Here is a 17,157-nt window from a genome sequence, read left to right as displayed (position 1 = left end):
GCCGAGCAGACGATCACTTCTCGACGATTTTGAAATTGGCGGCGCCATAGACGTCCTTGCAGGCCGTGCCGCCGGGGCAGTTCGGCCGACCTGCCAGCGGCGTCGGCCCGTTGCCGCGCGTGGCTTCGAGCGCCGCCAGCACGGGCAGCGGGAACTGCGGGAACACGCCGTCGTTCTGCACGCCGGACGCGCCGAAGTCGCGCTCGTGTTCGCTCACCATCACCACGAAGCGGTTGCTGCCGGCCGGCCCGCCCGCGTCCATCGGCCACGAGGCGCGCGGCAGCGCCAGCGTGCTGTTGGCGGCGATCTTGTTGTACTTGTCGAGCAGGTTCGGGAACAGCAGGAACATCTCGCCGCCGCTGGACAGCAGGTAGACGTAGACATAGCCCTCGCGCTGGCTGCGCACCTCGAAGGCCAGCCGGTCCTTGCCGATCGTGACCTCCGGCTTGCGCGGCGTGGCGGTGACGCCGAAGCCCGGCGTCGCGCCGTCGACCAGCGCCTGCAGCGAGTCGACCGGCGTGCGCGGCGCAGGCGGCGGTGGCGCCGGCACGGCAGCGGGCGCGGCGGCCACGCTGCCGGCCGACGGCGTGCCGCCGTCCTGCGCGGCCTGCACCGGTGCGCCCGCGGGCGCACCCGATGCCACGGCGCCGTCGGCGGCACCGCGGCCCATCCACCACCAGCCGGCGCCGCCGGCCAGCACGAGCACGGCCAACGCCGCAGCGACCAGCGGCATGCGGCGGCTCGCCGCGCGGTCCTGATTCGCAACGCCGGTTGCGGTCGCGGCGGCGTTGCCGGCCGTGCGGCTCCCGGATGCCGACGCGCGTTGCGCGGTGACAGGCCCGCCGCCCGCGCCGCGCCCGCCCTGCGTCACGGCGGGGCGCGTCGGCGCGAGCGTCTGCTCGCCGTCCAGCCCGAGCATCGCGCGCAGCTCGCCCATCGACTGCGGACGCGCATCCGGCCGCACGCCCAGGCCGGCGTCGATCGCGGCCAGCAACTGCGGGCTGTAGCGCTGCCGCAGGATCTCGTTGCCCGACAACGGCACGTAGCTGTCGGCCAGCAGGCGCGCGACCGACGGCGGCGGCGCGCGTCCGCAGACCGCGACGTGCATCACCGCGGCCAGCGCATACACGTCGGTCCAGGCGCCCTGCACCATGTCCGGCATTTCGGCGTACTGCTCGATCGGCGCGTAGCCGGGCTTCAGGATGACGGTGATCGCCTGCGTCTTGTCGGTGATCACGCGGCGCGCGGCGCCGAAGTCCAGCACCACCGGGCGGCCCGAGCCTTCGAGCAGGATGATGTTGTCGGGCGCGATGTCGCGGTGGTAGCAATGGGCGTGATGCATGACGGCCAGCGCCTGCGTCACGCCGTCCATGATGCGCATCAGCCAGGCTTCGTCCACGCCGCCGGGGATCGCCGCCAGCGCCTGGCGCAGCGTGTCGCCGCGATAGAAGGGCATGACCATGTAGGTCGTGCCGCGCTCCTGCCAGAAGCGGTAGACCTTGAGCAGCGACGCATGGTCGAACTGCGCCAGCAGCCGCGCCTCGTTGATGAAGCTGCGCATGCCGAGGTCGAAGGTCTCGCGGTGCCGCTCCGACAGCGGCACCACGCTGCCGTCGGCCTGCCGGGTCGACAGCGCCGTCGGCAGATATTCCTTGATCGCGACCACGCGTTCGAGCGTGTGGTCCCAGGCCTCGTAGACCACGCCGAAGCCGCCCTGCCCGACCACGCGCGTGATCTCGAATTCGGCGACCCGGCTGCCGACCGGCAGCAAGCCGGCTTCGTGCGCTTCGCTGCTGCCGGGCGGCGGCGCCTTGCCGGTGCCGCTGGGCGCGAACATGCCGCCGCTGGCGATGACGGTGGCGCCGTCGTCGGGCAATGGCGCGGATGACGGCGCGGATGCGGCCGATGTCGCCGGCGCCGGGCCGATCGACGACGCGCCGGTCACGACCTGCGTGCGCTCGTCGTCGCCATCGAAACCGGTGCCGATGTCCTTGCCGTCGCTCATGGCCGGACCTCCGTCGGCAGCGCTTCGTCGCCGAAGCCGAACAGCGCGTCGAAGGCCGCGCCGCGCGGCAGGCCGGCGGTGGCCATGCGCGGGGCGCCGGTGTCTTCGGGTGCCGCGAGCCACAGGGCCCGGCCGGGCGATGGCAACAGGTCGTCGCTTGCAGGCGGCTGCTCGCCGATGCCGAACGCCGCGGCGCCCTCGTCGAACAGCCGCTGCAGCAGCGCATCGAAGCGCAGCGCATCGAGGTCGTGCTCCAGCCCGTCGAGCGCGGCCTGCGCGGCGATTGCCCACCACGGCAGCGGCGCGGGCGGCGCATCGTCGAACGCGATCGCCACCGTGAAAGGAAAGTAGCGCCCCACGCCGTCGACCGAGGGCATCAGCACGCCGAGCCAGCAGCCGTCGCCGGCCACGCCGCGGCCCAGCACGAAGCACCACAGCGGCGCCTCCAGGTAGCGCGCGGTCCAGTCGGCATGGCGTTCGCGCAGCCGCATCAGGCCGTCGTGCAGCCAGTGGTCCCAGGTCTCGCGGAAGGCATCGGGCAGGCGCCGGTGGGCGAAGTCGCCCATGCCCGGCAGCTTGCCGAACCACCCAGGCAGTGCAACGGCAACGGGCGCTGCGTTCACAAGCCCTCCGGGCATTGGAATTCGCGCAGTTCCTTCAGGCGGATCGGGTGCTGCACGCTGTTGGTCGTCACCTCGAAGCGCGTCTTGCGGGCGCCGATCTGGAAGGTGATAAAGAACTTCTCGGGCGCGTCGCCGGCCTCGAGCTGGCCGTCGTCGAGCGCGCGGAACAGCGCCCATGGCCCGTCGACCGCCATGCCCGAGCTGCCGCTGGTCGACGGCGGCGTGACCTGCACGCGCACCTGGTTGCTGCCCTTCGGCCCGGGCCACTGCACCGCCATCGGCACCACCGGCCCGTGCGCGTACTTCACCAGCTGGCCGTCGACGTCGAGGATGAACTGCGTGATGCCCGCGTCCATCTCGACCGGCTTGAAGTCCAGCCGCAGCCCGGGCGTGCGCCCGCCGCCGCGGAAGAAGATGTCCTTGATGCGCGCCGCCCGCTCGAACTGCGCGAGCGCGGCCGGCGTGATCGCGCCCTGCTCGGCCACCGGCTTGTATCGCCACGGCCGGGTGCTGGTGTCGACCAGCGCGGCCAGCCGCTTCTGGAAGAAGTCGTCCATCAGGCCGCCGGGGCCGAACATCTGGCCGAAGTCCTCGGGCAGCACGTCGCGCGTGCTGCTGCCGACGAAGGGGTAGCGGCCGGCGATGGCGCGCGTGCAGAACTCGCTGACCGGGCGCAGGTCCTGGCTCAGGTTGCCGCGCTCGGCCACGCGCGCCTGGGTGGCGCCGCTCGTGCTGAGGTTCTCGACCATCGTGCGCACCGGCTCGGGCAGCCGGCCGGCGTCGGACTTGAGCTTGCCGGCCACGTCGCCGGGCGGCGGCGAGCTGCGCGCCTTGACCGCGGTGTCGACCGCCGTGAGGTAGACGTAGACCTCGTTGAACAGCTTGAGCGCATCGTCGAGCGGCGCGGGTGCGCCGGGCGCAGGCGCGGTCACCAGCCGGCGCAACGGCTCGAAGCGGTCGTCCACGATGCTCTCGATACGCTTGCCGGGCGCCACCTGGGGCCGGGCCGGGTCGCCGCCGAACAGGTCTTCCAGCCCCTTGCGCGTGTTGCGCACGGTCTCGCTCGCCTTGCTGACCACGTCCTTCGCGCCTTCGGCCGGCGTCAGCGTGGTTTCCTTGACCACCGCGCGCAGGAAGTTGGCCAGCGGCGAGCCCGCGCCGGACAGGATGCGCGCGGTCTCGATGTTCTTCTCGAGCCCGGTCGCGCGCACCAGCCGGATGTCGGACAGCAGCGCCTCCCAGACCTTCACGTACTCCTCGAGGTAGAGCCGGCGCACGCGGTCGGTCAGCGCGCCGAGCTGGGCGACGTCGCGCGCGCGGTCGGCCACGCTGCGGTCCATGCCCAGCACCCACGGGTCTTCCTGCGCGAGCAGGCCGGTGACGGTGACGACCTCGGTCTGGAAGCGCTTGTGATACCCGTCGTAGGTGAACATGCCCGGCACGCCATCGGTCAGCGGCTTGCCGCTGATGCGCTCGAACACCAGCGGACCCGATGGCCCGGCCGCGGTCGCGACGCTGAAGGCCGGAATGTCCTGGCCCAGCCGCTGCCGCTTGAGTCGGCTGAACACGCGCTGCTCCAGCGGGTAGCTCGCCAGCACCGCGCGCACGCTGCGCACCAGGTTCTCGTCCATCTTGAGCGGCGAGCGCGGCGGGCCCTGCGCGATCAGCACGTCGAGCTGCTCTTCCAGCGCGCGGCGCTGGTCTTCCGGAATGCCGCGGTCGAGGCTGCGCGACCAGTCGAGCGTGATCCAGGCCTTGAGCGCATCGGCATCGAAGCGATCGGGCTGGTGCAGCATCAGGTAGCTCTTGAGCGCCTCGTAGGTGAACTCGAGGTTGTCCTTCTGCGCGCTGCGCAACTGGTCTTCCAGGCGCTTGGCGAGCTGCGGCAGGAAGGCGTCGTTCAGCGCGCGCTGGTGCGCCAGCATGGCGGCGGCATCGAGCTTGTCGCCCTGGTAGAGGCCGAGCGTCATGGCCAGCGGCGCGTCGCCCTGGCGGTTCTCGGGCGTCTGCCAGATGCCGCGCAGGCCCTGCAGCACCGGCGCGACCTCGACCAGGTTCTGCACCCGCGCCGGCAATGCCGCCAGTTGCTGGCGCGCCGGCTCGACGCGCGCCTCGACCGCCTTCAGGTAGTTGATGTTCTGCAGCGTGCTGTAGCCCCAGGCGCCCAGCAGCCCGACCGTGAGCAGCGCCATCGCGGCGATGCCGACGACCCGCAGCGTGTGGCGGCGACGCTCCAGCGCCACGTCGGCGCCGGCCAGCCGCTGCTCGGGGAACACCACGTCCTTCAGCAGCGTGGTGAGGAAGTAGCTGCGGCCACTGGCCTTCTGCGGCGCGGGCATGGCGCGCTCCAGGCCGAAGCTGCGCGCCAGGCTGCCCATCACGCGGTCGATCGGGCTGCCTTCCTGCGTGCCGCTGGTGAAGTACACGCCGCGCACCCAGGGCGGCTGCGTGAAGCGCGAGCCGGTGAAGACCATGTCGAGCAGTTCCGACAGCAGCGGCCCGACCGAGCCGAACTGCGCCGGGAACGCGAAGATCGCGGCGCGCCGGCCGGCATCGGTCTCGCGCTGCATGCGTGCGACCAGTCCGTCGTCGATGCGCGCATGCAGCAGCGCGAACTCGCGTTCGAAGGCTGCGGTCAGCCCTTTCTCGTCGAGTTGCGCCCCATCCTCCACCGGCAGCGTGAAGCCGAAGACCTGCGCGCGCTGTTCCTTGCCGAGTTCGGCGAAGGTGTCGGTGAAGCCGTTCAGCAGGTCGGTCTTGGTGACCAGCACATAGACCGGCAGCCGCGTGGTGAGCCGGGTGTCGAGCTCCAGCAGCCGCGCGCGGATCGACGCGGCCAGCGTGCTGCGCTGTTCGGCGTTCTGGCTCAGCAGGTCGGCCACGCTGACGGTGAGGAACACGCCATTCAGCGGACGCCGCGGCCGCGCCTTCTTGAGCAGGCCGAGAAAACCGTCCCAGGCGCTCTTGTCCTCGGCCTGGTGGCTGTCCTGCGTGGTGTAGCGGCCGGCGGTGTCGATCAGCACCGCCTCGTCGGTGAACCACCAGTCGCAGTTGCGCGTGCCGCCGACGCCACGGATCGCGCCCGCGCCGAACTTCTCGGCCAGCGGAAACGACAGGCCGGAGTTGACCAGCGCCGTGGTCTTGCCCGCGCCGGGCGCGCCGATGAACACGTACCACGGCAGGTCGTACAGGTAGCTGCCGCCCGAGAGCGACATCCAGTCGCGCCAGCCCGGCTTGCGGCCGGCGGCGTGCAGGCGCATCTTCTTCAGCGTGGCGACGGCTTCGGTGAAGCGGGTGTGCAGGATCTTCTGCTCGCCCGAGGCCGCATCGTCGGCCGGGCCGCCCTTCGGCGCCTGGGCCTTCAGCAGGCCGTCGGTCAGGTGGCGGCTGGCGGCGCGGGCGCGCCAGCGGCGCCACAGCGCGCGCAGCAGCACCAGCAGCACGATGACGCCGATCAGCACGGCGCGCGACAGCTCGCTTTCCAGCGGCACCAGCGCACCGACCTTGATCAGCGGGCCGATCCACCAGATCAGCACGGCGACGACGAGCAGTGCCAGCGCCGTCAGCAACAGGGGATGGAACAGCCATCCGAACAGCTTCTTCATCGCTTCACCTCCGCAGGTGCAACGGCCGCCGGCGCCGCGGCCACGCGCTCCGGTTCGGACAGCAGCACGATGTCGACGCGCCGGTTGCGTGCGCGGTTGGCCGGCGTGTCGTTGGGCGCGACCGGCTCGGCGTCGGCCTTGCCGTCCGAGCGCAGGCGCGACGGGTCGACCAGCGTCGACAGCGCGCCCTTCACCGCATCGGCGCGCGCGGCCGACAGGTGCCAGTTCGACGGATAGCGCATCGAGCGGATCGGCTGGTTGTCGGAGTGGCCGGTGATCAGCACGTCGCCCTTGACCTCGGCCAGCGCCTGGCCGATGCGGTGCAGCACGGGCAGCGACTGCGACATCGGGTCGGCGCTGCCGGAGCCGAAGAAGGAATCGCCGCGCAGCCGCACCGTGCTGCGGTCGGCCTCGTCGGTGACGGTGACCAGGCCCTGCTTGATCTCGGGCTCCAGGAAGCGCGCCAGCCGCGGCGACCTGGCGGGCGCGGCCGGCGGCGCGATCTGCACGTTGGGCACGCGCAGGCCGGAGACCGCCGCGTAGGTGCTGTCGGAGCGGTTGTTGAGCGCCATGCGCAGCCCGAACCACGCCAGCGCGAGCAGCAGCGCGAAGCCGGCCGCGAAGACCCACAGCGGCAGCGACTCGCGCAGCCGCACCGTGCCCGCGCCCTGGCCGCGCCAGTGCGGCGAGAGCTCGGCTTCGAGCGGCGGACGGTCCTTCTCGATCAGGCCGGCCAGCCGCTGGCGCACGCTGTCGAGCTGTGCGCGGCCGTTGTCGACCACGCGGTAGCGGCCTTCGAAACCGAGCGCGAGCACGCAGTAGATGAGCTCCAGCAGCGGCCGGTGCGTGGGCACGTCCTGCGCGAGCTTGGCGAGCAGCTGGAACACCTTCTCGCCGCCCCAGGTCTCGTTGTGGAACTGCACCAGCAGGCTCTGCTTGTTCCAGCCGGCCTGCACGCCCCAGGGCGTGTTGGCGACGGCTTCGTCGACGGCCGTGCACAGCACGTAGCGCGCGGCCAGCACCGACTCGTTGGGCACGCCCGCGCGGCGCGCCGCCGCGTCGAACTGGTTCACCGCCTCGGCCGCGGACGCGCGCAGCGCCGGCACGTTGGGCGGCTGCGCCAGCGTACGAAGCCGGGCCGTGAGCATCAGCAGCTTGCCCGCGGCCGACACCAGCGGATTGAGCACGGCGAGCTCGCCGACCTCCGCCGGCAGCGCCTCGGCCGATGCCGCGGCATAAGCGGGCGGCGTGGAAGGCGGCGGCTGCCCGCCACCCGGCCCGCGCGGCTTGGGCTTGATGACCGTGCGTTCGGACTCGAACGCCGCAAAGGGGTCGGGTGTGCTCATGATCTGATCGCCCAGAAGGCCAGGTCCAAACCTGGGAAGTCGCCGGCGATGTGCATCGCCATGCCGCCCGATTGCTCGAGCTGCCGCCAGAGATCGCTGTTGCGCGTTTCGAGCTCGAAGTAGTTCGCGCCCGAATGGAAGGGGATCTGCCGCGGCGCGACCGGCAGCGGCGTGAGCGTGACGCCCGGCAGCGCCAGGTTGACGAGGTCGCGGATGCGCTCGACCGGGCCGATCTTGACCTGCGTGGGGAAGCGCGCGCGCAGCGCCTCGCTCGGCATCTGCGCGTTGACGGCGAGCACGAAGGTCGCATTGCGCTGCAGCTCGACGTCGGCGATGACGGCAACGCGCACGCCATGCTTGCGGTCGTGCAGCTCGATGCGGATGGCCGACTGCTCCAGCACCATCGACAGGCTGCGGCGCAGGTCGTCCATGACCGGCCGGAAGCTCAGCGCGAGGTCGTCGTGGATGTACGGCCCGAAGCGCGCGGCGCGCCGCGAGTCGCGGAAGGTGGCGAGGTCGCCGGCCAGCGCGAGCGCGTGTTCGTAGAAGTGCAGCGGATGGAGCGCGCTGACCTTGGCGAGGTGCGCGAACACGGGCTCGTGGCGGTTCACGGTCTGCAGCAGCAGGAAGTCCGCGATCTCGGCGACGCCGCCGGTGCCGCCCTGCGACATGCGGCCGGCCAGCGCCTCGCCGCGCTGGCGCAGCAGGCCGAGCAGCTCGTCGAGCCAGGATCGGATCAGCGCCTGCGCGGCGACGTCGAGCAGCGGCGGCAGCATGGTGCGGTCGAGCTGCACCTGGTTGTCGACGCGGCGCTCGACCACGCGCACGACCTTGAGCGTGGTCCATGCGTCGCTGGCCTCGCCCGCGCGCATCAGCCGGCTGTGGAGCTGGCCGAGCTGCAATGTGGCGGTGCGCTCGCCGGCGGTGTTCGAGTCGGGCACTTCCGACTCCAGCACGCGGTGGCGCACCAGGTCCTCGAAGGCCTCGGCGTCGGCCTCGCGCGCACCGGCGCGGCGCAGCGGCAGCGCGAGCACGACGGCTTCGTCGCGCATGCCGGAAGGGATGTCCAACGGCTCGGGCAGCGGGTCGACCGCAGGCATGTCGAACACGGTGCCGTCGCCGAACACGCCGACCGCACGCACCAGCGACAGCTTGCCGAGCGTGAGCGCGGCCGGGTCGATCTCAATCTCAGCGAAGCCCCAGGCGCAAGGCGTGGTGCTGCGCAGCAGCACGTGCCGTGCATGGTCGGCATGGCGCTCGCTTTGCTGAAGGTGCTGGGGTTGCAAGAGCATCCCCTCGCTCCAAACCACTTTTGTTCGCCAACTCATCCGCGCTCCGTCGATGGCAGGGGTGCCTGGAAGAAGCGGGAAGTTTCCGGCGGCGGGGCCGGGTGGCAAATCTGGCTAACGGTCTATGCGGGGGGTGCGGGGGGCTAGGGCGAAGGGTGTACTCAGTGATCCGCAAACGATCGACGGCATCCGGACTGACCCTGCCCATCCAATGCCTATGTGATTTCTATACACTGCATATACGCTCTTAGAGGAGTTTTCCGATGCCTTCACTCAAAGCCAACGACCGCCCAGCCAGGAACGACCGCAACACCCTGATCGTCAATCTGAAGACGAACGCGGTGATGACGGTCGATCGCGGCACGGTCGACGAGATGGCGAGGTTCATGGGACAGGACACGACGAGCCTTGTCCATCTGGCTCTCGCGCGCCTGCGTGACGAGATTCAGCGGGGACACATCACCGCCCTGAGCGTGTTGCCGCCTCTCGCCACAGCGTGGCCCACGGCTGAAGAAATGGGAGCGATCCGCGCGAAGGTCGACGAAGGCCGGACTGGCGGAGGGACTTGGCAAGGTGGTGCGGATCTCGACGCAGCGATGGCGCTGCTGTAAATGGCGACCCCACAGTGGCCACTCCCGCGTTTCGGTGACTTGGTCTGGTGTCGTTTTCCTTTCGGAGGACAGCCGACAAACGCGCGCCATCCCGCGCTTGTGATCGACATCTACAAAGAGGAGAACGCGGATCCCGAGGTGCTGCTCATCGGAGGCACGAGTGCCAACAAGAAAGGCAGCTGGACGCGCTCGATCAAACCCACGGACTTCATTCTTCAAGGGGCCGTGCTTGCTCCTGCAGGCCTGACGAATCCAACCGCCATTCAGTTCGAAGCCGGCGCGATCACGACGCTGCCCTGGAACGACACCTACTTTGTCGCCGTCGCACCGAAATTGACGCCGGTCATGGGTTGCCTTGCGGCAGAGCTGCAAAAAAACCCGTTGCAAACAACTTGGCGAAACGTTGGCCAAGCGGCGGGCTTGAAACAGTTGTTGCTTGCCGAGCAAGCACGCGTGCAGGCGCTCAGGGCACAGGTCGTCATCAAGAAATCGAAGCCCTGAGACCGGAGAAGCGCCTCCCCGGCGCACGAGATATGAACTCTGAGCCGTGACGTTCAGTTGAATGCAAAATGCTAAAGTGCATGCATTCAACGCACTCAGGAGTGATCGCATGGCCATGCTCACAGTTCGCAATCTCTCCGAGGAGGTTCACCGCGCCCTGCGTGCGCGTGCCGCTCAGCACGGCCACAGCATGGAGGCCGAGGTGCGCGAAATCCTGGAGTCCGCCGTCAGCCCTCAGGGTCGCGTGAAGCTGGGTTCGCTGCTGGCCGAGATGGGTCGGCAGGCCCGACTGAGCGACGAAGAGTTCGCCGTGTTCGAGCAGATGCGCGACAAGACGCCTGCGCGCCCGGTGAGTTTCGAATGATCTTGCTGGACACCAACGTGGTGTCGGAACCGCTCCGCCACGCACCCGAAGTTCGCGTGATCGAGTGGATCGACGCCCAGCCGATGGAAACGTTGTTCCTGTCCGCCATCACGGTGGCCGAACTGCGCGCGGGTGTGGCACTGCTCCCCGCCGGCAAGCGGCGCTCAGGGCTGCAGGAGAACCTCGAAAAACGTGTGCTGCCGTTGTTCGCAGGTCGTGTGCTGCCATTCGATCTGGCCTGCACGCAAGCCTATGCGGCGCTGATGGCGAAGGCGCGCACGGCCGGCCTTGCCATTGCCACGGCGGACGGCTATATCGCCGCGATCGCAGCGGCCAATGGCTTTTCAGTCGCTACCCGGGATACCGGCCCGTTCGAAGCCGCGGGCACTGCCGTGATCAACCCCTGGCAGGCATAGAGCCATCCCTGCGCCGACGCCACGCGTCGACTACGGCTTCCCCGCCACCCCCACAGGCCGCAACACCGACACCTGCTGCGCATAGGTCGTCTCGATGCGCTGCAGCCGGGTCTGGCGCGCGGCCTCGCTGACCCATTGCGAGGTCAGCGCGCTCTGCCGCGACAGCTGGTAGGCCAGCTTGGCGGCGGGCAGCAGCGACGCGTTGTCGGCCGCCAGGAAACCCGCCAGGTCGTGCAGCGCCTTCAGGTTCACGCGTTCGGCGTCGCCGCGCGGCCCCTTGCTGCGGCCATAGTCGACCAGGAAGGCCTGCACCTTGGCCTGGAAGGCCGGCGGGTAGTCGCGCCGCACCACGATCTGCGCATGCGGGATCAGCTCCGACTCCCAGATCACCTGCAGCCGCTCGGCCTCGACCGGAAACTGCAGCTTGAAGCGCTCGAAGTCCGCCGTGTTGTTGGTCGCCACGTCGGCCTCGCCATTGGCGACGGCCAGCGCGGTGAACTGGTGCGTGCCCACCAGCTCGCTGCGAAAACGTGTCTCCATCTGGATGTTGTTCGGCAGGAAGAGCTGCAGCTGCGGGACGATGAAACCCGACACCGAGCGGTTCTCGCCACGCGCCATGCGCCAGCGGTCCGGCTCGGCCAGCAGGCCGTTCAGGCTGTCGAGCGGTCCGCTCTTGCGCGCCAGCAGCAACGCCCGGTAACCCGGCAGCCCGTCGTGCCGCGTGACCTGTGCCACCACCCGCATGCGGCGCAGCGTCACCGCGTCGAGCGCCATCTGGCCGGACAGGAAGGCCATGTCGACCTCGCCGCGCTGGATCGCCTGCTCCAGCGCGTCGTACGACGTGACGGACAGCATGCTCACCGGCATCGCGATCGCGCGGCTCAGGTCGGCCAGCACCGGCTCCCAGTCGTTGCGCGATTCGAAAGCGCCGCCCAGCGGCAGGATGCCGAAGCGCACCGGCGTGCCGGCCGCGGGCATCGTGGTCACCGGCACCGCCGACACCCCGGTGGACGACGACTCCGCGGCAGCGCCGCTCTGCGCCATCGCGCCACCGGCCAGGCAGCCCAGGCCCAGCATGACGGCGGCGGCGCGGCGCAGCATGGCCCGCACGGCGCAGCCCCTGCGTGCCCATGGCATGCCAAGCGAAGGAAGGCGAAAGGAATCGGCAACCGGCATTCGGAAGAGGCTCTCTGGAAGGCGTCCGTGCGAAGGGTTCGTCGAGCGGTCGGCAGGCAGGCCGCCCGAACGGCCGACTGGTCAGTCGACCGGGCGAAGGTGACAATTAGATAACAACTCCTGCAGCCTTGTGATCATCTCACCCTCTGTGGCCCGGCTCCTGCTGTTCATGCGGCCGATGCGCCGCGTGTCGCTCGCGCAGCAGCTGGTGCTGCTGGCGGTGCTGCCGGCCACCGTGGCCACGCTGGGCGCGATCACCGTGCTGACGCGCCAGCACCTCGCCAACGTGACCGACCTGCTGCGCGCCAATGCACAGACCGTGGCGCTGCAGGTGGCGACCGTCGCGCAGGCGCCGCTGTCGCACATGGACCGCCGCGCGCTGCTGCGCACCGCGCAGTCGGGCCTGTCGCAGCCGCACGTGCAGCAGGTGCAGATCTGGTCGGACGAGGGCGAGATCGTCGCCAACGCCGAGACCGTCGACCGCCGGCGCGAGGAAGGCCTGCAGATGGTCGTGCCGATCGTCAGCGACGACGGCCGCCACAACGGCAGCGTGATGGTCGAGATCGGGCTGGACGACGTGCTGCGCGCGCGCAAGTCGGTCTGGCTCAACGTGCTCGCGGTGCTGGGCGCGAGCGTGGTCGGTGTCGGCCTGGCGGGCTGGTGGGCGGCGCGCCGCATCAGCGCGCCGATCCGCATGCTGGGCGAAGCGGTCGACCGGCTCGGCGCGGGCGAGGAAGCGCGCGTGGATGTCGAGGGCACGACCGAAGTGCGCCGGCTGCAGCGCGGCTTCAACCACGCGGCCACGGCGCTGGCCGAGAGCCGCCGCCTGCTGGAAAGCCGCATCGCCGACGCGACCGCCGAGCTGGGCAGCAAGAACCGCCAGCTCGAGGTCGCGAGCCAGGCCAAGACACGGCTGCTGGCCGCGGCCAGTCACGACCTGCGCCAGCCGCTGCATGCGCTCACGCTGTTCTCGGACGGGCTCTCCAACGGCGAAACCGACCCGGTGCGGCTGCAGCGCATCGCCCTCATCCGCGAATGCGTGGACTCGCTGGACCGGTTGTTCTCGGAACTGCTGAACCTGTCGCAGCTCGACGCGGGCGTGCTGCAGCCGCAGTGGACCGACTTCCCGCTGGACCAGGTGTTCGACGAGCTCAGCCGCAACTTCCGGCCGGTCGCCGAGCAGCAGGAGCTGCGGCTGGTGGTGCGCAAGACCGAGCTCTGGGTGCGCTGCGACTACGTGATGCTGTCGCGCATCCTGAACAACCTGGTGTCGAATGCGCTGCGCCACACGGCCGAAGGCGGCGTGCTGGTCGGCGCGCGGCGCCGCGGCAAGGGCGTGCGCATCGACGTGTGGGACACCGGCGTCGGCATCGCGCCGCAGCATCAGGCACGCGTGTTCGAGGAGTTCTTCCAGATCGAGCCGCATGTCGCCACGGCCGGCATGAAGCGCGAGGCGCGCGGCATGGGCCTCGGCCTGGCGACCGTGCAGCGGCTCGCGAACCTGCTGAACACGCGGGTCGAGCTGAGCTCGCGTCCGAACAAGGGCACCGGCGTGCGCTTCCTGGTGCGTGGCGCCGCACCCGCACCGGCGCGCCTGGCACCGCTGCCGCCACCGCCGGTCGCCGAGAACGCGGGCCGGCTGGACGGCGTGCGCATCCTCGTGATCGACGACGAGCGCACGATCCTCGAAGGGCTGCAGGTGGTGCTCGCAAGCTGGGGCGCCGAGGTGATCGCGGCGCAGAGCCGTGCGGAAGCGCTCGCCCTGGCCGATGGCTGGGCGCAGCCGCCCGACGCGGTGGTGAGCGACCTGCTGCTGCGCGGCGGCGACAACGGCATCGACGTGATCGCGGCGCTGGAACGCCATCCGAACGGCATCGGCATCGGCACCGCGCGCCTGCTGGTCACCGGCGAGACCAAGCCGGAGCGCCTTCGCGAGGTGGCCAGTGCGGGCATCGCGGTGCTCTACAAGCCGGTGTCGCCGCGCGTGCTGCGGCAGGCGATCCTGGCGCAACTGGCTGCGGTCGATGCGGCGGTCGTCGCAGCGGCTGCGGCATAGCACGCCGCAGCCGGCAAAAGGGCCGCGCGACCTACGCCCTCCGTCATAGGCCGCCGCACGCGGCAACACCCGTCGCGGCCTAAACCTTCCGCCTTATCGCAAGAAGGCGAAGGCGTCCGTACATTGGCTGCACACCCATAGCCACTGCGCAGGCAGTCCATGCACGCGACATCTCTTCCCACGCACCTCCGGACGCTGCGTGCCGCCGCGCGCCGATGGCTTGCGGCCACCTGCGTGGGCCTGGGCGCACTGCTGGCGGCGGGCGGCGCACCGGCCGCTGTGACGGTGCTGCTCGGCGACGCCCTGCCCGCGCATGCCGAGTTCGCGCGCGCGCTGCGCGAAGGCGCCGAAGGCGGTGCCGCGCGCGTCGACGTCGTCCGGCTCGGGCCTTCGGGCGCGACCGAGCCGGCCGAGTCCGCGAGCAACGCCGCCGCCAATGACGACGACCGCAGCGTGGTCGCCGGTGTGCGGACGCGCAGCCTGCGGAACGCGTCCGGCGCCGGTTCGGGCGATGCGCCCGTCACCGTGGCGGTCGGTGCCGCCGCCTCGCGCGCCGCCATCGAACGGCCGGGCCAGGAGCCGCTGCTGCTCGCCATGCTGAGCCGGCTCGATTACGAAGGTCTGCGCAGCCATCCCGGGCTGCGGCGCAGCGATCGCCGCGTCGGCGTGCTGCTGCGTGATCCGGCGCTGGCCGACACGCTCACGCTGATCGACGCCGTGCTGCCGCAGAAGCGCCGGCTCGGCGTGGTGACGACGGTCGACGCCGAGCCGCTGCTGCGCGAACTGCAGCGCGCCGCCGCCGGCTGGGACCTGCAGATCCAGTACGCGCCCGATACCAATGCGCTCGCGACCGCGCTGCGCACCGTGGTGCTGGTGAGCGACGCGCTGCTGGTGCTGCCCGACGCCGTCGGCGACAACCAGGCCGCCACGCTGGCCGTGCTGCGCGCGGCGGCGGCGGCGGGCCTGCCGGTGTTCGGCAACAGCGACGGCCTCGTGCGTTCGGGCGGGCTGGCCGCCGCGGTATCGACGCCGACCCAGCTCGCGCAGCAGGCACGCGCCCTGTGCGAACGGCTCGCCACCGGCCAGGCGAGCGGCGGCGCACCGCTGCTCGAGGCGGCAGCGCCGGCCACGGTGCGCGTCAACCCGCAGGTGGCACGCGCACTCGGCCTGCGGCTGCCCGACGAACGCGAGCTGGGCCGGCGGATCTCGGCCCTTCGATGACGGACAGCTCCGCCCAGCCCGCCATCGGCCCGGCGCTCGCGGTACGCGGCAGCCTGCATCGCGACCTGCTGCGCCTGGGCATCCTGCCGTGCGCCGTGGTGGCGCTCGTGCTCACCAGCTGGTTCACGCGCAGCCGGCTCGACGCGCTCGCCACGGCGTTCGACGCCGAAGGCCAGGCGGTGGCGCGGCAGGTGGCCGCCATGTCGGACCTGAGCCTTTACGCCGGCGACCTGCCGGCGCTGCAGAACGTGGCCAACGCGGCGCTGCGCGGCGGCCAGGCCACGCGCATCGAGATCGGCAACAGCGCCGGCGTGCACGTGGTGGCCGGCCCCGAGCCGACCGCGCACCACCGCTGGCGCACCTTCGCGGCACCCGTCACGCTGCGCGAGGCCTCGCGGGCCAGCGCCTTCGCCCCGGCCGGCTCGACCGCGGGCGAGGCGCCGATCGGCCAGGTGCAGGCCTTCCGCGACACCACCGCCTATGCGCACGAGCGCATGCGCTCGCTGCTGGCCGGCGTGGCGGTCGGCCTGCTCACCATGCTCGCCGCCTGGCTGGCCGTGCAGCGGATGGCGCGCAAGGTGGCGCGACCGCTGCGGCGCGTGTCGGCCACGGTCGCGGCACTCGAGGCCGGCCGCTTCGAGACGCGTTGCGAGGTGGTGCGCGCCGTGCCGCGCACCTTCGATGCCGGCGGCCCGCCGCACGAGCTGGTCGCGCTCGCGCACGACGTCAACCGCCTGGCCGAACGGCTGCAGCGCAACCAGCAGATCAGCGAAGAACGCGTGCGCGAAGCCACCGCCGTGGCGCTGCAGCGCATGGCCGAGGCCGAGCAGTCGGCGCTGTCGCGCACCCGCTTCCTGGCCGCCGCCAGCCACGACCTGCGCCAGCCGCTGCATGCGATGGGACTGTTCCTCGACGGCCTGCTCGCCACGGCGAACGATGCCCAGCGCCCCGCCGTGCTGCGGCTGCAGGAGAGCGCCGGCTTCATGGGCGTGCTGCTCGACGACCTGCTGGAAATCTCGCGGCTCGACGCGCAGGTGCTCAAGCCCACGCTCGCCGCGCTGCCGCTGGCCGGGCTGTTCGACGCGATCGCCGCGCAGCATGCGTCGGCAGCCGAGGCGGCCGACGTGCGGCTGCGCTGGCGCGACCGCGGTCTGGCGGTGCGCAGCGACGTGGGCTTGCTGCAGCGCGTGATCGGCAACCTGGTCGGCAACGCGATCCGCCATGCGCCGGCCGGCGGCACCGTGCTGGTGACGGCCCGGCGCCGTGCCGGTGGCGTGCGCATCGAGGTGCGCGACAACGGCGTAGGCATCGCGCCGATCCACCATGCGCGCATCTTCGAGGAGTTCTACCAGGTGGCCAACACCGGGCGCGACCAGCGCCAGGGCTTCGGCCTGGGCCTGGCGATCTGCGCGCGCATCGCGGCGCTGCTGGGCACCCGCATCGGCGTGCGATCGGCGCTGCGCTGCGGCAGCACCTTCTCGCTGGTGCTACCCGCGTCCCCCGCGCCGACGGCGCCCTGCCCGCATCCCGACGAGCCGCTGACGATGCCGCTCGCCGGCCTGCGCTGCCTGGTGGTCGACGACGACCTGGGCACGCTCGAAGGCAGCCGCGTGCTGCTGCAGCAGTGGGGTTGCCACGTCGACTGCGAGGACACCATCGCCGGCGCACTGCAGCGCCTGGCCGCGCCCGACGCGCCATTCGACGTCGTGCTGTCCGACCTGCAGATGGGCCACGGCGGCGATGGCATGGACGTGATCGACGCCACGCGCCGGCTGCACCCGCATGCGCTGGCGGTGCTGGTGTCGGGCGCGACCGGCCCCGACGCGCTGCAGCGGCTCGACCAGCATGGCGCGATGCTGCTGACCAAGCCGGTCGCGCCGGCGCGGCTGCGCGCGCTGCTGTCCACGCGGCGGCCCGCCCCCTGAGAACCTCACGCACACGGAC

At 71.3% G+C, this 17,157-nt stretch carries 13 protein-coding genes; 7 read left to right on the top strand and 6 right to left on the bottom strand.

The features are described 5' to 3' along the window. Positions 1-13: 13 nt before the first annotated feature. From AC07PZ_RS08105 to tssK, 5 genes are read right to left on the bottom strand one after another with little or no spacing between them, the layout of a single operon-like run. Complete coding sequence (locus AC07PZ_RS08105) at positions 14-2,005, bottom strand: protein kinase domain-containing protein (RefSeq protein WP_495294534.1); 1,992 nt, start codon at positions 2,003-2,005, stop codon at positions 14-16. Next, positions 2,002-2,628, bottom strand: coding sequence for a type VI secretion system-associated protein TagF (gene tagF, locus AC07PZ_RS08100; protein ID WP_495294533.1), 627 nt, complete (start codon positions 2,626-2,628; stop codon positions 2,002-2,004). Before tagF ends, AC07PZ_RS08105 begins: the two co-directional genes overlap by 4 nt. Then, positions 2,625-6,233 (bottom strand): type VI secretion system membrane subunit TssM, encoded by a 3,609-nt coding sequence (gene tssM / locus AC07PZ_RS08095; protein ID WP_495294532.1) that lies wholly within the window; start codon positions 6,231-6,233, stop codon positions 2,625-2,627. The genes tagF and tssM overlap by 4 nt, the downstream gene beginning before the upstream one ends. Continuing rightward, positions 6,230-7,579, bottom strand: a complete 1,350-nt coding sequence (locus AC07PZ_RS08090) for a DotU family type VI secretion system protein (RefSeq protein ID WP_495294531.1) — start codon at positions 7,577-7,579, stop codon at positions 6,230-6,232. Before AC07PZ_RS08090 ends, tssM begins: the two co-directional genes overlap by 4 nt. Continuing rightward, positions 7,576-8,907 carry a type VI secretion system baseplate subunit TssK gene (gene tssK / locus AC07PZ_RS08085; RefSeq protein WP_495294530.1) on the bottom strand — a complete coding sequence of 444 codons (1,332 nt, stop codon included), beginning with the start codon at positions 8,905-8,907 and terminating at the stop codon, positions 7,576-7,578. Before tssK ends, AC07PZ_RS08090 begins: the two co-directional genes overlap by 4 nt. Positions 8,908-9,131: 224 nt before the next feature. Between tssK and AC07PZ_RS08080 the strand changes: the two genes are divergently transcribed. From AC07PZ_RS08080 to AC07PZ_RS08065, 4 genes are all read left to right on the top strand, one after another. Continuing rightward, complete coding sequence (locus tag AC07PZ_RS08080) at positions 9,132-9,479, top strand: hypothetical protein (protein ID WP_495294529.1); 348 nt, start codon at positions 9,132-9,134, stop codon at positions 9,477-9,479. 99 nt (positions 9,480-9,578) lie between these two features. After that, complete coding sequence (locus tag AC07PZ_RS08075) at positions 9,579-9,980, top strand: hypothetical protein (RefSeq protein ID WP_495294528.1); 402 nt, start codon at positions 9,579-9,581, stop codon at positions 9,978-9,980. Positions 9,981-10,089: 109 nt separating this feature from the next. Continuing rightward, a complete protein-coding gene (locus AC07PZ_RS08070) occupies positions 10,090-10,344 on the top strand; it encodes a FitA-like ribbon-helix-helix domain-containing protein (protein WP_495294527.1) in 255 nt (84 codons plus the stop codon). Then, complete coding sequence (locus AC07PZ_RS08065; protein ID WP_495294526.1) at positions 10,341-10,760, top strand: type II toxin-antitoxin system VapC family toxin; 420 nt, start codon at positions 10,341-10,343, stop codon at positions 10,758-10,760. The genes AC07PZ_RS08070 and AC07PZ_RS08065 overlap by 4 nt, the downstream gene beginning before the upstream one ends. Before the next feature lie 30 nt (positions 10,761-10,790). Here the strand turns inward: AC07PZ_RS08065 and phnD are convergent, their stop codons facing one another. Next, complete coding sequence (gene phnD / locus AC07PZ_RS08060; protein WP_495294525.1) at positions 10,791-11,861, bottom strand: phosphate/phosphite/phosphonate ABC transporter substrate-binding protein; 1,071 nt, start codon at positions 11,859-11,861, stop codon at positions 10,791-10,793. A gap of 244 nt (positions 11,862-12,105) precedes the next feature. Here phnD and AC07PZ_RS08055 point away from each other — a divergent pair, with 244 nt between their 5' ends. The 3 genes from AC07PZ_RS08055 (at position 12,106) to AC07PZ_RS08045 (ending at position 17,138) form a co-directional block, all read left to right on the top strand. Then, positions 12,106-13,992, top strand: a complete 1,887-nt coding sequence (locus tag AC07PZ_RS08055; protein ID WP_495294566.1) for an ATP-binding response regulator — start codon at positions 12,106-12,108, stop codon at positions 13,990-13,992. Positions 13,993-14,151: 159 nt separating this feature from the next. Next, the gene (locus tag AC07PZ_RS08050) at positions 14,152-15,213 is read left to right on the top strand and encodes an ABC transporter substrate binding protein (protein ID WP_495294524.1); all 1,062 of its coding nucleotides are present in this window, start codon (positions 14,152-14,154) and stop codon (positions 15,211-15,213) included. Then, positions 15,210-17,138: a hybrid sensor histidine kinase/response regulator gene (locus AC07PZ_RS08045; protein ID WP_495294523.1), complete on the top strand. Its 1,929-nt coding sequence runs from the start codon at positions 15,210-15,212 to the stop codon at positions 17,136-17,138. The genes AC07PZ_RS08050 and AC07PZ_RS08045 overlap by 4 nt, the downstream gene beginning before the upstream one ends. The last annotated feature ends 19 nt before the right edge of the window (positions 17,139-17,157 follow it).

The sequence above is a fragment of the Variovorax sp. GW821-FHT10B04 genome, assembly GCF_059415645.1.
The sequence above is the reverse complement of the archived record's forward strand: the minus strand, read 5'-3'. Positions and strand labels throughout refer to the sequence as shown.

Excerpts from the sequence above, each read along its gene's own strand:
- AC07PZ_RS08045 (WP_495294523.1), top strand. The coding sequence starts at position 15,210 with ATGACGGACAGCTCCGCCCAGCCCGCCATCGGCCCGGCGCTCGCGGTA.
- tssM (WP_495294532.1), bottom strand. The coding sequence starts at position 6,233 with ATGAAGAAGCTGTTCGGATGGCTGTTCCATCCCCTGTTGCTGACGGCG.
- AC07PZ_RS08090 (WP_495294531.1), bottom strand. The coding sequence starts at position 7,579 with ATGAGCACACCCGACCCCTTTGCGGCGTTCGAGTCCGAACGCACGGTC.
- AC07PZ_RS08065 (WP_495294526.1), top strand. The coding sequence starts at position 10,341 with ATGATCTTGCTGGACACCAACGTGGTGTCGGAACCGCTCCGCCACGCA.
- AC07PZ_RS08050 (WP_495294524.1), top strand. The coding sequence starts at position 14,152 with ATGCACGCGACATCTCTTCCCACGCACCTCCGGACGCTGCGTGCCGCC.
- tssK (WP_495294530.1), bottom strand. The coding sequence starts at position 8,907 with ATGAGTTGGCGAACAAAAGTGGTTTGGAGCGAGGGGATGCTCTTGCAA.
- AC07PZ_RS08070 (WP_495294527.1), top strand. The coding sequence starts at position 10,090 with ATGGCCATGCTCACAGTTCGCAATCTCTCCGAGGAGGTTCACCGCGCC.
- AC07PZ_RS08055 (WP_495294566.1), top strand. The coding sequence starts at position 12,106 with ATGCGGCCGATGCGCCGCGTGTCGCTCGCGCAGCAGCTGGTGCTGCTG.
- AC07PZ_RS08105 (WP_495294534.1), bottom strand. The coding sequence starts at position 2,005 with ATGAGCGACGGCAAGGACATCGGCACCGGTTTCGATGGCGACGACGAG.
- phnD (WP_495294525.1), bottom strand. The coding sequence starts at position 11,861 with ATGCTGCGCCGCGCCGCCGCCGTCATGCTGGGCCTGGGCTGCCTGGCC.
- AC07PZ_RS08080 (WP_495294529.1), top strand. The coding sequence starts at position 9,132 with ATGCCTTCACTCAAAGCCAACGACCGCCCAGCCAGGAACGACCGCAAC.